This window comes from Rhodococcus sp. WWJCD1 (assembly GCF_002258735.1).
In the GTDB taxonomy this organism is placed as follows: Bacteria; Actinomycetota; Actinomycetes; order Mycobacteriales; family Mycobacteriaceae; genus Rhodococcoides.
The window spans coordinates 103,033-115,297 of record NZ_NOXY01000025.1 but is presented as its reverse complement, the minus strand read 5'-3'; the positions used below and the strand labels follow the sequence as shown (position 1 = coordinate 115,297).

At 64.3% G+C, this 12,265-nt stretch carries 12 protein-coding genes; 5 read left to right on the top strand and 7 right to left on the bottom strand.

What is annotated here, in order from left to right:
* Window positions 1-8 precede the first annotated feature (8 nt).
* From aztC to aztB, 3 genes are read right to left on the bottom strand one after another with little or no spacing between them, the layout of a single operon-like run.
* Complete coding sequence (gene aztC / locus CH286_RS17775; protein ID WP_094609970.1) at window positions 9-905, bottom strand: zinc ABC transporter substrate-binding protein AztC; 897 nt, start codon at window positions 903-905, stop codon at window positions 9-11.
* Window positions 902-2,125: a PQQ-binding-like beta-propeller repeat protein gene (locus CH286_RS17770; protein WP_255182701.1), complete on the bottom strand. Its 1,224-nt coding sequence runs from the start codon at window positions 2,123-2,125 to the stop codon at window positions 902-904. Before CH286_RS17770 ends, aztC begins: the two co-directional genes overlap by 4 nt.
* 53 nt (window positions 2,126-2,178) lie before the next feature.
* Entirely contained in the window at window positions 2,179-3,012 is an 834-nt protein-coding gene (aztB, locus tag CH286_RS17765; RefSeq protein WP_094609969.1) for a zinc ABC transporter permease AztB, read from the bottom strand.
* 21 nt (window positions 3,013-3,033) lie between these two features.
* Here aztB and aztA point away from each other — a divergent pair, with 21 nt between their 5' ends.
* From aztA to CH286_RS17740, 4 genes are all read left to right on the top strand, one after another.
* Window positions 3,034-3,681 (top strand): zinc ABC transporter ATP-binding protein AztA, encoded by a 648-nt coding sequence (gene aztA / locus CH286_RS17760; protein WP_094609968.1) that lies wholly within the window; start codon window positions 3,034-3,036, stop codon window positions 3,679-3,681.
* 101 nt (window positions 3,682-3,782) lie between these two features.
* Entirely contained in the window at window positions 3,783-4,799 is a 1,017-nt protein-coding gene (locus CH286_RS17755) for a hypothetical protein (RefSeq protein ID WP_094609967.1), read from the top strand.
* A gap of 854 nt (window positions 4,800-5,653) precedes the next feature.
* Window positions 5,654-6,118 (top strand): nucleoside deaminase, encoded by a 465-nt coding sequence (locus CH286_RS17745; protein WP_032402643.1) that lies wholly within the window; start codon window positions 5,654-5,656, stop codon window positions 6,116-6,118.
* 111 nt (window positions 6,119-6,229) lie between these two features.
* Window positions 6,230-6,607, top strand: coding sequence for a DUF6941 family protein (locus tag CH286_RS17740; protein WP_094609966.1), 378 nt, complete (start codon window positions 6,230-6,232; stop codon window positions 6,605-6,607).
* Window positions 6,608-6,672: 65 nt separating this feature from the next.
* Here the strand turns inward: CH286_RS17740 and CH286_RS17735 are convergent, their stop codons facing one another.
* Genes CH286_RS17735 through CH286_RS17720 form a run of 4 tightly spaced genes read right to left on the bottom strand, consistent with a single transcriptional unit; the run spans window position 6,673 to window position 10,935 of the window.
* Entirely contained in the window at window positions 6,673-7,755 is a 1,083-nt protein-coding gene (locus tag CH286_RS17735) for a glycerate kinase (RefSeq protein WP_094609965.1), read from the bottom strand.
* Window positions 7,752-8,603: a sugar phosphate isomerase/epimerase family protein gene (locus CH286_RS17730; RefSeq protein ID WP_094609964.1), complete on the bottom strand. Its 852-nt coding sequence runs from the start codon at window positions 8,601-8,603 to the stop codon at window positions 7,752-7,754. Before CH286_RS17730 ends, CH286_RS17735 begins: the two co-directional genes overlap by 4 nt.
* Window positions 8,600-9,781 carry a dihydrodipicolinate synthase family protein gene (locus CH286_RS17725; RefSeq protein WP_094609963.1) on the bottom strand — a complete coding sequence of 394 codons (1,182 nt, stop codon included), beginning with the start codon at window positions 9,779-9,781 and terminating at the stop codon, window positions 8,600-8,602. The genes CH286_RS17730 and CH286_RS17725 overlap by 4 nt, the downstream gene beginning before the upstream one ends.
* Window positions 9,778-10,935 carry a Gfo/Idh/MocA family protein gene (locus tag CH286_RS17720; protein WP_094609962.1) on the bottom strand — a complete coding sequence of 386 codons (1,158 nt, stop codon included), beginning with the start codon at window positions 10,933-10,935 and terminating at the stop codon, window positions 9,778-9,780. Before CH286_RS17720 ends, CH286_RS17725 begins: the two co-directional genes overlap by 4 nt.
* A gap of 212 nt (window positions 10,936-11,147) precedes the next feature.
* On the opposite strand from CH286_RS17720, the gene CH286_RS17715 reads away from it, so the two are divergent.
* Complete coding sequence (locus CH286_RS17715) at window positions 11,148-12,176, top strand: LacI family DNA-binding transcriptional regulator (RefSeq protein WP_094610019.1); 1,029 nt, start codon at window positions 11,148-11,150, stop codon at window positions 12,174-12,176.
* Window positions 12,177-12,265: the final 89 nt, after the last annotated feature.

Here is a 12,265-nt window from a genome sequence, read left to right as displayed (position 1 = left end):
TTTCGCCTCTAGGACAGACCGGAGGCGATTGCCGCAGTATTGAAGTCCATCATGTCGAGGTATGTCGGAGCCTCGGAATTCTCGTCTCCGAGCGATTCGGTGTACAGCGACACGACGTCGATCCGGACCCCCGCCTCCGACGCCATCACCTGCGCGAGTCGATCCGGTTGCGAGGTGTCGACGAAGATAGTCCGAACGCCTGCTTCCCGTACGGTGTCGGCGAGCTCCGAGAGGTCGGACGCACTGGGTGACGCAAGCGTGGTCCCGCTGGGTATCACCGCCCCCACCACCTCGAAGTCGTAGCGGTCAGCCAGGTAACCGAACACGTGATGATTGGTCACGAGCTTGCGTTTCTCGGGAGCGATCGCATCGAACTGCTCGGTCATTCGGGCATCGAGTTCGACCAGTCGCGAATCGTATTCGCTCGCAGCAGAATCGACGTCCACGCCCTCGATGTTGGTCGTGATCGCGTCTCGGATCAGGGCGACCACGTCGCGCATCCGCTGCGGGTCGGTCCAGATGTGCGGATCCTGCGCGCCCGACGATTGCCCGCTCACATACGGAATCGGGTCTGCGGCCGGGCCGGCCTCGACAATCGGGATTCCCTCCGCGCGGGCCGCATCGATCGTCGACACGATGCCTTCTTCCAACCCCAGCCCGTTGGCTATCAGAAGATCCGCTCGGGAGACACGGGCGGCGTCCGAGGCCGAGATCTCGAACGAATGCGGGTCGGAGTTCGCCGGCATGAGCACCATCACCTCGGCCTGATCCCCGACGATGTTCGAGGTGATGTCGCCCAGAATGTTGGTCGTCACCACGATCGTCGGCGGTCCCGTTGTGTCGGCATCGGCGCATGCACTCAGCAGAAAAAGCAGCGGCAACGCCAGCAGCAGAGCCCTTTTCATGATCCGACCACACCGATCGAGGCGGGCACGAAATCGAAGTCGAAGGTGCGCGCGACGCGGCCGCTGTCTCGATAGTCGATTTCGATCACGGCGCTCCCCGCCGGGTCTGCGACGTAGGCGCGAGTGCCCGCCACGTGCAGCGAAGGCTTGGGGTTCGCCTCGGCGTACGGTGCCGACAGCACCGGCGTCGAGGAAAGTTCGGCCCCGGTGGCAGCGTCGAACACTCGAAATGTGCCGTCGGCCTGCAGAGAGAGAATGGTCTTGCCGTCGCTCGACACCCCGGTCGAGAGTGACTCACCCGCGGTGCGCGCCTGGACCCACTCGCCGGTTCTGGTGTCGAGCACCAGCACACCGGTCTCGGTCGGGGCCGCGACCAACGAGCCGCGTGTTCCTTCGGCGAAAGTGAACGCGCGAGCGTCCGGGGTCGGATAAGGGAACTTCGTGGTGGAGAACTCGTCGTTCGTCGCGTCCACCTTGACCACTCCGTCGGCGCAGGCCACCACGAAATAGCTCGAGAACACCGCCTCGCCGTGCATCTCGGGGCACGAGGCATCCAGCGCACGAGCAGGATTGCCCGCGGAGTCGCGTAGCTCGAGTCCGGTGGGCACATCGTCCTGGGTGCCGCCGGTCGAGACGACGAGGTGATCGGACAACGGGACGGCGATGCCATGATGGGGATTGGTGTCGACGGTTGCTGCGACGGTCGTGTCACCGGCACCGAGGGAGTCGAAATCGACGACGTCCGCGGTACCGGCACCGTCGAAGAAGACTGCAACCTTACGATCTCCCGCGATGACATGGGCGGGGCTTTCTCCATCGAGTGCACCGAGATCGACGGGATCCTTGGTGTACGAGTGCGAGTGGTCGCCGTGCTCGATGGTCCACGATCCCGGGTCGAGAAAACGTGCTCGGTCGTCGTCGGTCGCGACGATGTAGCGGCCGTTGATCGTCGTCAGGCGCGATGCATTCGAGACATCGAACGAATGTACGGTCTCTTCGGAAGCGAGATCGAGAACGTCGATCTTTCCGGAATCGGCATCGGCCACAACGAGCCTCGGCTCGGGACCCTGCACTTCGACGGAGCCGGCCTCGGCCGCGACGTCGCTGCCCGGCTGAGCGGAACCGGTCGCCTCGACGGGCGCGTCCTCGGCGGTGTCGGCACTGCTGCATCCGGTGACGACCAGTGTGATCACTCCGAGGGTCAGAACACTTCTACGCACGCGCACGAACTCCCAACGGGTTATTGATAATGATTGTCGTTCACGTTAGACCATCATGGGGCAATTGACCGAATCGACTCCCGAGCCGATAGAGCCGCGGCCACGACGAAGAACTGCAGCACTGCAAGGCCGGCGATGGTCGCACCGGCCGCGGTGTCGACGTTCCAGGACACCAGCAGGCCTATCGCCGTGGCCGACCATCCGAAGAGCGTCGCGATAATCATCGACACGGCAATGGATCGACCGAACAGATACGCGGTGGCGGACGGGGCTACCAGTAGCCCGAACACCAGCAACGTCCCCACGATGCGGAAGGAGGCAACAACGGCCAACACCACCAGGGCCAGCAGCAGTACGTGCGCGAGGCGAGGCCGGAACCCGAACGTGTGAGCTTTGCGCTCGTCGAACACCAGAGCAACGAACGGGCGATACGCGAGCACCGAGATTACAAGCGCTACTGCCGTTGCCACGACCAGGAAGGCAAGGTCGACATAGGTCGCGGACAGCACATCGCCGAACAGGAAGGACGTGAGATCGGTGGCGAACGATCGCGCCCGCGAGACGATCACCACCCCAAGGGCCAACATTCCGACGAACAGCAACCCGATTCCGGTGTCCTCGGACAACCGCGAATTGCGGGTCACCCACGCCACTCCCCCGATCATCGCGACCGCACTGATGGCGGCTCCGACAAGGAGGTTGGCACTGAGAAGGTACGCGACGGCAACGCCGGGGAGCATGCCATGCGATACCGCCTCACTGAGAAACGCCATGCCGCGCAGAACAACCCAGGTACCGACGAGGGCGCACAGAATCGACACGAGCATGCCCGCGACCAGGGCGCGCTGCACGAACGAGACAGCGAAGGGGTCCAGTAGCCAATCCACAAGATCGGACCCTATGCGATAATGATTATCGTGAGCGAATCAGTGGCCGTGCAATCCCTCTCCGTTCGGTACCGAAACACGACCGCTCTGCACAACGTGAGCGCACACTTCGAACCCGGTTCTCTCACAACTCTTGTCGGACACAACGGCTCCGGAAAGTCGACGCTGCTGCAAGTTCTCGCCGGGATTGTCGTGCCATCGACCGGTTCAGTGCATACCGGTAGTCGACGCGTCACCTACGTACCGCAACGCAGCGAGGTCGACGACCGGATGGCTCTCAGCGTCGGCGAGGTCGTCGCCATGGGCACGTGGCCTCGGCGCGGACTGCTCGGGCGTGCGTCCGCTGATGATCGCCGAGCTGTAGAGCATGCGCTCGATCGGCTGGGACTGACCGCACTGCGTTCTCGGCGATTGTCGGCGCTCTCCGGCGGGCAACGTCAACGCGCGCTACTCGCTCAAGCGCTTGTCGAGAGCGGTGAACTCGTGCTGCTCGACGAGCCCACCACCGGCCTCGATGCCGAGGCGCGACAGATCATCGACGGTGTGATCGACGAGGAAGTCGGTCGGGGCGCAGTCGTCGTGGTCGCGACACACGACGCGGTCAGTGCGAGCCGCGCCGATGCGACCATCACCCTGGGACGCGGGGAGGTCTTGTCGGTTACGCGATGACGGCTTATCGGCCGAACCACCCTTGAGCCCTGGTCAGCTGTGCAATAGCGACTTCCACTCTCCACACCCACGCGGGGAGCCACCGGTGAGGACTCGCTGCCATGAACATGCGACCAGGGTTTCGGATCGCCGTCTCGGTTGTCGTTCTCGTGCTCGCGGTCGGCTGTGCGAGTACAGATTCGGAGCAGTCGCCTGCTCCCGATTCGGCATCGCCGACCGCTGCATCGGTGCCGAATCCGGGGGCAGCGTTCGAGGGAACGTACGAGCTCGAGCAAGTCCAAGAGGTTCGGGCAGACCTGACACCCATGGCACCCGAGTACCGAACGACGACCTTCGCGGTCAAGTCGTATTGCCCTCAGGCAACCGGCGCGTGTGTTGCGTCGGCATTGGTCACCTACCCCAAGATCGTTCCACTGCCTCCTCCTCAGCCCATCGCGCTGGACTACATCGACGGGAAGTGGGCTCTGAACGTCCCATCGTCGGGGCTCACCTGCGCCACCCAGGACGGCGCACCCCTGGCAGCACCGTCGTGGCAAGTGGCCGCATTCGAGCAATCGGAGGGAGTCGAAGACGGCTCGCTGATCGCAGGCACCGCGATAACACACGCCGGTCCTCCGTGCGCGAAGCAATTCACCACCACATACACGTTCACACGCACCGGGCCACTCGACCCGGCGCTGAACATCCCGCCGCCCGAAGCGGTGCCTGCACTTGTGAACTCGCCCGGCTCCGCGTTGTCGGGAACCTACAGTTTCGACCTGAGTCCCCTCTCGGCGACGAATGGGCTTTCCAACTCGCCCGTTCAGGCGACGGGCAACTACCAGAGCTTCTGCACACGCACCGGCGACCGCTGCGTATCCGTGATCGACTCGACCACCGACGTTCTGCCTATGTTGGAGTGGTCGAACGGAGTATGGACGTCCGAAGCGACCTACGCAACGGCCTCCTGTGACGACGGATCGGGTCAGCAACAGACAACGATCCGAGTGTCCCTGACCAACCCCGATCCAAATGCTGCTCCAGCGCAGAGACTTTCGGGTGAGATCAAAAAGATCTACGTCGGCGATTGCCCCGGCGAGGTGGCGTGGAGTATCGATGCAACTCGCACCGGTGGCTGATAGATTCATTTCGCGTCGGACATTGGCCGACAGTTCGTGCTACAGACATCTTCCTGGTCGATTATGGGTCGACGCACAGGGAACCAGCGGGGCGCGTTGGCCAGCTCGGTACCCGTCAGACCACAATGGTTCGCGGGATATCGGATCATCAAGATCGGTCAGCAGCAGGAAACCGGCTACCACCTCGCTGGCTGGTAGCCGGCACTTCCGAATGAACCCATCTCACTCAACCGGATTTTCAACCGACCCGGATAGTCTGCTGAAAGGTGGTGGGATAGATGCTCTGACTGATTGTTCGATAACCGGCCGCTACCCAGATCGGACCGCGCTTGACTTCGCACCGAACCTGCAGGCTCACGTTGTTTCGTACGTTCTTTCGCACCAGTGGATAGATGACGGAATCACCATTGTCCCAGGAGGTGGTCGTCCAACCTGTGGGCTGTACATTCCCGAGAATTCCACGCGGAGTTGCTGTTCCGCAAGCAGAGTTGCAAGCACAAGGAGCAAATGTGGCCAGCGCGCGACGACGAACCCGACTGCATTCGAGTGAGCTGGCTGAATCCTTCGTCGCTCGTCGGCATCAATTGCGCCTCACTCGAGCAGAACTGGCATTGCTTGCAGAAGTTGGTCGATCGACAGTCGAAGCTCTCGAAGGCGGTAAGGACTCGGTCCAACTCGATGGTGCTATCGCAATTGCGGATGCGCTGGGCTGGGCTGCAGGATCACTCTGAACAATCGATCTGGCATTCCTGTGCCGCCGCTCGATCCGCGTTGACCACAGGCTGCACGCCCCTTGGCAATCTGTTCGACTGACACGGATTGCATTCACAGTTTGCAGACTCCCAGGAGGAACCGTGACCGATCCCGCACGCACCGATGAGTACTTCCTCGGACTCGCAACAGAGCAAGCACAGATCGGCTGGGCTGAAGGCGGCGTTCCGATCGGCGCGGCACTTGTCCACGACGGCGAAGTTCTTGCTGTGGGGCGGAACCGCCGCGTGCAGATGGACAGCGCAATCCGTCATGGAGAAACCGACTGTATCGAGCGGGCGGGTCGACTGCCGGCTTCGGTGTACCGCAGCTCTGTCCTGTACACCACCTTGTCTCCGTGCTTCATGTGCGCGGGAACTGCTCTGCTGTACGAGATTCCTCGGATCGTCGTCGGCGAGAACCGCTCGTTCGAGGCATCGGAAAGCTTGCTACGCGAACATGGGGTTCAGGTCGACGTCCTCGACGACGCTGAATGTGTGCGGCTGATGGAACGCATGTTGGCAGAGCGACCGGGCCTGTGGCTCGAAGACATCGGCGAAGAGGCATGAGCAGCGCAGCCGAACACGAACCCACCGCTTAGGGTTGTGGACGCGACTGTTGACCCCGTGTGTCGCGAACACTCAGAAACCAGTGTCGATCGAAGGAGGTAGGCGAAGCCGATGATCATCACCGGGTTGTTCTTCGCCGAGTACGCGCGAGCCTCCAACGACATGCTCGACATTCTCGGCGGTGTCTGGGATTCCTGCACGGTCCCGCGCGACACCCGCATGCTCGAATGCCGACTGGTCGCGCTCCTACAGACCGGGCCCGACGACATCGGCAAGGACTTCCCCGCGACGCTCGAAGTGCTCGACTCGAAAGGCGAACACATCGTCAATCAACGCGGCCTCCAGATCCCCGGTGCCGGCTTCACCGGCGAGAATCGGTTCTGGTTCCTGCCGATGCAGATGGTGTTTCGCGACGAAGGACGGCACAACTTCATCCTCAGCGCCGGTGGGGCCACGGCGAGCGTCGGGCTTCGCATCGCCTTCGGCTGATGGCGGGCCGCGATGCTCGTGCCCGCGCCGTCATCCGATTCCGACGGCGTTCTCGATGCCCGTCGCTATCGGACTTTCTGTGCCAGACGCCGTCCAGCAGCGATCAACCATCGTCGCGGATCCGCCATGGCCGCCTCGCTACTGCCGGCAAGGTCCGTCAGCGACACGGTCCGCACTTCGACGTCCGAATCCACTGCCCCGGCGACCACCGACACCGGAACTGAAGCGTCCGAACATATCTGGACCACATGTCCGACGAGTTTGCCCGTCAGCGACGTGCGGTCGAACTTGCCCTCACCCGTCACCACGAGGTCCGCTGCAGGAACAGCAGCCGACAGTCCTGTCAGCTCCGACACCCGTTCCGCCCCGCCGGATACACGAGCCCCCAGCGCGCACAGCCCAAATCCGACTCCGCCGGCAGAGCCGGTCCCCGGCATGAACGGGTCGGCCGGCAAGCCGGCGTCGGCGAGCAACTCGGCCCAGCGCTGCAATGCCCCGTCCAGCATCTCGATATCCGCGGCCGACGCACCCTTCTGCGGCCCGAATACCTGCGCGGCACCGTCGGGTCCGAACAACCCCGCGCGCGTATCGGTCAGCAATTCGATGTCGGACGGCACTCCCGCGAGGCCCGACGCGTCCACCGATCGGGCGACCAGCAGACCGGCACCGCCCTCCGGAACGTCCTGACCCGATTCGTCCAGCACCCGAACACCCAGTGCCCGGAGCACTCCCAACCCACCGTCGGTGGAGGCCGAGCCCCCGAGTGCCACCGAGATTCGATCCGAACCGCACTCCCGGATCACGTCTCCGAGCCCGCGCGTCGTCGCGGTCAGTGCATTCAGCGACTCCATCATCGCGATGCCCGAGGACTCCGCCAGCTCGATCACCGCCCGGCCGCTCTCGAGCGTCAACCATCGCGCGTCGACGGGCCGACCGTCCGGGCCGCAGACACCGGACACCGACGACCACGTCGGGTCAGCCGAGCACGCTGCAAGCACATCGAGTGTCCCTTCACCCCCGTCGGCCTGCGGCATCGACACCAGGTCGTCACCGGCCCGGACGGCAGCCCACCCCTCGATCAGCGCCGCGGCGGCGTCGACAGCGTCGATGGTGCCTTTGAAGGAATCGGGGGCGAAGAGAATTCTCATGCGATCAGACTGGGCAGAACCAGATCGCGGTAGCGCTGCTTCATCGTCTCGATCACCTGGTCCCCGTCGGTCGCCCACACAGCAGCGTTGAAGATCTCCACTTCCACATCACCCCGGTATCCAGCGCCTCGAACCCATCGGCCGATGGACTCGAAGTCGATCACACCGTCGCCCATCATTCCGCGAGAGAGGAGGGGGTCGGCTTCCATCGGCACCAGCCAGTCGCACACCTGGTACGAGCTGATGCGGCCACGCTCACCAGCAATTCGGATCAGCGACTCCAGCTCCGGATCCCACCACACGTGGAAGGTGTCGACGACGACGCCCACGGCCTCCACCGGGTGCGGCTCGGCCATCGACAATGCTTGTCTCAGTGTGGAGATGACCGCGCGGTCGGCCACGAACATCGGATGCAAGGGTTCGAGCGCGATGCGCACACCCCGCTCGAGTGCGTACGGAACGAGCAGGGCCAGCCTCTCCTCCACCCGAGCCCGAGCTCCGACGAGGTCGCGATCGGGGATGCCACCCATGACCATCACGAGCTCGGGCGCTCCGAGTTCGGCGGCTTCGTCGAGAGCGCGACGGTTGTCGTCGAGACCGTCGTCGTCGAGCGCCGTGAGGAAACCCCCGCGGCAAAGGCTCGACACCCGCAGACCGGCGTCCGAGATCAGCTTGGCCGACTCGCTCACACCGGCTTCCTGAATTCGATCCCGCCACGGACCTATTGCACCCAGCCCGGCTCGCGCGGCACCGTCGACGGCTTGCTTCAGCGTCCAGGCGTTCGTCGTCTTGGTGTTGAGAGACAGTGCTGCGTAGGGGTTGTCGAGGTCGAACGGTGCGATACTCACGACGCTGCCCCGTTCAGTTCGAGGTAGAGCCCCATGCGGTGCGCGGCCAGCGATGGATCCGCCAGCAACCCTGCGCGATCGGCCAGGACGAACAGCGTCGTCAGATGCTGCACGCTGCGTCCGGATGCCAAGCCGCCCACCATCGAGAACCCAGGTTGCTTGCGGTTGAGCCACGACAGGAACGCAATTCCGGTCTTGTAGTAATACGTGGGAGCGCCGAAGATGTGCCGGCCGAGTTCCTGCGTCGAGCGCAGAATATCCTCGGCGCGAGCGGTGTTGCCGAGGTCGAGTTCCTGCAATGCCGTCGACGCCGCGGGGTATATACCGGCGAAGATGCCGAGCAGCGCATCCGAATGATGCTGTCCGTCACCGATGATCAGCTCGGGGTAGTTGAAGTCGTCGCCGGTGTAGAGGCGGACGCCGTCGGGTAGCCCGGCTCGCAGGGCGATCTCGTGCTGGGCGTCGAGCAACGACACCTTCACGCCGTCGACCTTGGCTGCATACGAATCGATCAGCGAGCGGAACCTGTCCGTTGCGGTCGAAATGTCTGCGCTTCCCCAGTACCCGGCGAGCGCCGGATCGAACATCGTTCCGAGCCAATGCAATACGACTGGCTCATCGACCTCGTCGAGCAGGGTCGAGTAGACCGACAGATAGTCGTCGGGTGACGTCGCCACCCGAGCCAGGGCGCGTGAGGCCATGATAATCACCTTCGCACCCGACTCGGTGACCACCGCGATCTGCTCACGGTAGGCGTCGAGTACAGCAGCGAGACCGTCCTTGCCCGACGGCAGCGCATCCAGGTCGAGTTGGTCCGTGCCCGCACCGCAGGCGAGTGACCCGCCGACGCGAGCGGCTTCGGCTCCGGAGCGGCGGATCAGCTCGGACGTCGCGGCCCAGTCCAGGCCCATGCCGCGCTGGGCGGTATCCATCGCGTCGGCGACGCCCAGTCCGTAGGACCAGAGTTCGTGACGGTACGCCAGGGTGGAGTCCCAGTCGATGTCGGCGGGAGACCCCGGAGTGTTGTCCCCCGCGGCCTTTGGGATGACGTGCGCGGCGGCATATGCGACGCGTGAGGTGATGGGTGCAGTGGGCTTGGTCCACTCGCCCGGCTCACCGAGCGCGTGGACCCCGTAGCCGGGGAGGGTGATCGACACCCGGGAGTCGACGGCGGTCACAGCGCGATCTCCGGGACGTCGAGGCGACGGCCCTCGGCCGAGGATCGCAGACCGAGCTCGGCCAGTTGAACACCGCGGGCGGCGGAGAGCAGACCGTAGCGGTGCGGCCGTTCGGCGACGACGTCGCGGAGAAACTCTTCCCATTGCAACTTGAAGCCGTTGTCCAGGTCGGCGTTGGCGGGAACCTCGAGCCACTGGTCGCGGAACGGTTCGGTGACGGGCAGATCTGGGTTCCACACAGGCTTGGGGGTGTGCGAACGATGCTGGGCGACGCAGTTGCGCAACCCCGCGACCGCCGATCCGTGCGTGCCGTCGATCTGGAATTCGACCAGTTCGTCTCGAAACACTCGCACCGCCCATGACGAGTTGATCTGGGCGACAACGCCGTTCTCCATCTCGAAGATGCCGTATGCGGCGTCGTCGGCGGTGGCGGCGTACTCGTGGCCCTGTTCGTCCCAGCGCGTCGGGATATGGGTGGCGGTCTTCGCGGTGACGGTCTGGACCTTGCCGAGGATGCCTTCGAGAACGTAGTTCCAGTGGCAGAACATGTCGACGACGATGCCGCCGCCGTCCTCGGCCCTGTAGTTCCAGCTGGGACGCTGGGCGGGCTGACCGTCGCCCTCGAAGACCCAGTAGCCGAATTCGCCTCGCAGGGAGAGGATGCGACCGAAGAAGCCTTCGTCGACGAGCCGCTTGAGCTTGACCAGTCCTGGGAGGTAGAGCTTGTCGTGCACAACACCGGCCGTGATGCCCGCGTTCTGCCCGATGCGGGCCAATTCGATTGCTTGCGTCAGCGTTTCGGCGGTCGGCTTCTCGGTGAAGATGTGCTTGCCGGCCTTCATCGCCGACGAGAGCGCCTCGGCGCGCCGCGAGGTGACCTGGGCGTCGAAGTAAATGTCGATGGACGCGTCGTCGATGACGGATGAGCTGTCGGTGGTGTACTCGGCGATACCGTGCCGGCTGCAGAGCTCTTGGAGCTTGGCCTCGTTGCGGCCGACCAGGATCGGCTCGACCTGGATGCGCGTGCCGTCGTCGAGAAGGAGTCCGCCGGCGTCGCGGATGGGCAGAATGGACCGAAGGAGATGCTGACGGTAGCCCATGCGGCCGGTGACGCCGTTCATGGCGATGCGCAAGGTACGGGTGGGTGTGGGCATGAGAGATTGCCCTTTCTGTGCACTGATGACGAAGGACGTGGGACGACGGCGAGCCATGACGGATGGGGCCGCGGCGACGGTGTGGCGGAAAGTCCACTACGCGTCGTGAGGGAAAGTCAGCTTCGGAATGCGCTTTCCAAGCTATGCTGTCGAAGTCGATCGGTCAAGAGTCGTTCGTCGATCGCAGCAATTTCGCAGGGGGTGAGGGGTGTATGGCCGCAGTACGACTGAGCGATGTGGCCGCGGCTGCGGGCGTCTCGCAGGCCACAGCGTCGCGGGTACTCAACGGCTCGTCACGAGTGCCCGGCGAGGGTGTGGCCGATCGCGTACGCGCAGCAGCGGCCGATCTCGGCTACATCGCCAACGCTCAGGCCCAGGCGCTGGCCCGGTCGTCGACGGGCTTGATCGGGCTCGTGGTGCACGATGTGGCCGACCCCTACTTCTCGTCCATCGTTCGCGGCGTGCAGAACGAGGCTCGCGCGGCCGACAAGCTGGTACTGCTGGCCAGTACCGAGCGCGATTTCGCTCTCGAACGGCAGTCGGTCGCCACCTTCATCTCGCACCGCGCCGACGCCATCATCCTGGCCGGCTCGAGGCAGAGCGGCGACCTGGACCGAGCGTTGGAACAGGAGTTCGCGGCATACCGCGACAACGGCGGCAGGGTGGTCGTGATCGGGCAACCGGTACCGTTCGCCTCTGCCGTCGAACCCGAGAATTTCGCCGCATCGGCGGCTTTGGCGCAGGCCCTGCACGAGCACGGCCATCGCCGCTTCGCGATCATCGGCGGCCCGGGAAACATCCGGACCTCGACCGATCGTCGCAACGGCTTCGTCGAGACACTGTGCACACACGGCGTCACACCGGAAATCGAAGTGGCCGGGGACTTCTCACGAGACGGTGGCTACAGCGCCGCGCGGCGCCTGGCGGCTGCGCTCGAGCTCTCCCCCGGTCACGGCGTTCCACCCTGCGTGTTCGCGGTCACCGACGTCATGGCCATCGGGGCAATCGCAGCGTGGCGTGAGCTGGGCCTGAGCGTGCCGGAGGACGTCTGCGTCGCCGGATTCGACGACATCCCCACGCTGCGCGATCACTCTCCGAGCCTGACCACCGTCGCACTCTCTTTGGTGGATATCGGCGAGCGAGCCGTGCAGCTCGCCCTCGATCCGGATAGTCGCCCTGGAAGCCGGGAGTGGGCCCCGGGAACCGTCGTCCTGCGGCGCAGCACTGCTCTGAACAGCTGATTGTCCGAATTGCTTGACACTGTGGGCGCGATCACACTACGTTGGGCGACAGCTTCGGAAAGCGCATTCCAGCGGGAGTAGACGGACCC

Excerpts from the sequence above, each read along its gene's own strand:
- CH286_RS17755 (WP_094609967.1), top strand. The coding sequence starts at position 3,783 with ATGAACATGCGACCAGGGTTTCGGATCGCCGTCTCGGTTGTCGTTCTC.
- CH286_RS17715 (WP_094610019.1), top strand. The coding sequence starts at position 11,148 with ATGGCCGCAGTACGACTGAGCGATGTGGCCGCGGCTGCGGGCGTCTCG.
- CH286_RS17720 (WP_094609962.1), bottom strand. The coding sequence starts at position 10,935 with ATGCCCACACCCACCCGTACCTTGCGCATCGCCATGAACGGCGTCACC.
- CH286_RS17735 (WP_094609965.1), bottom strand. The coding sequence starts at position 7,755 with ATGAGAATTCTCTTCGCCCCCGATTCCTTCAAAGGCACCATCGACGCT.
- aztA (WP_094609968.1), top strand. The coding sequence starts at position 3,034 with ATGATTATCGTGAGCGAATCAGTGGCCGTGCAATCCCTCTCCGTTCGG.
- CH286_RS17740 (WP_094609966.1), top strand. The coding sequence starts at position 6,230 with ATGATCATCACCGGGTTGTTCTTCGCCGAGTACGCGCGAGCCTCCAAC.
- aztC (WP_094609970.1), bottom strand. The coding sequence starts at position 905 with ATGAAAAGGGCTCTGCTGCTGGCGTTGCCGCTGCTTTTTCTGCTGAGT.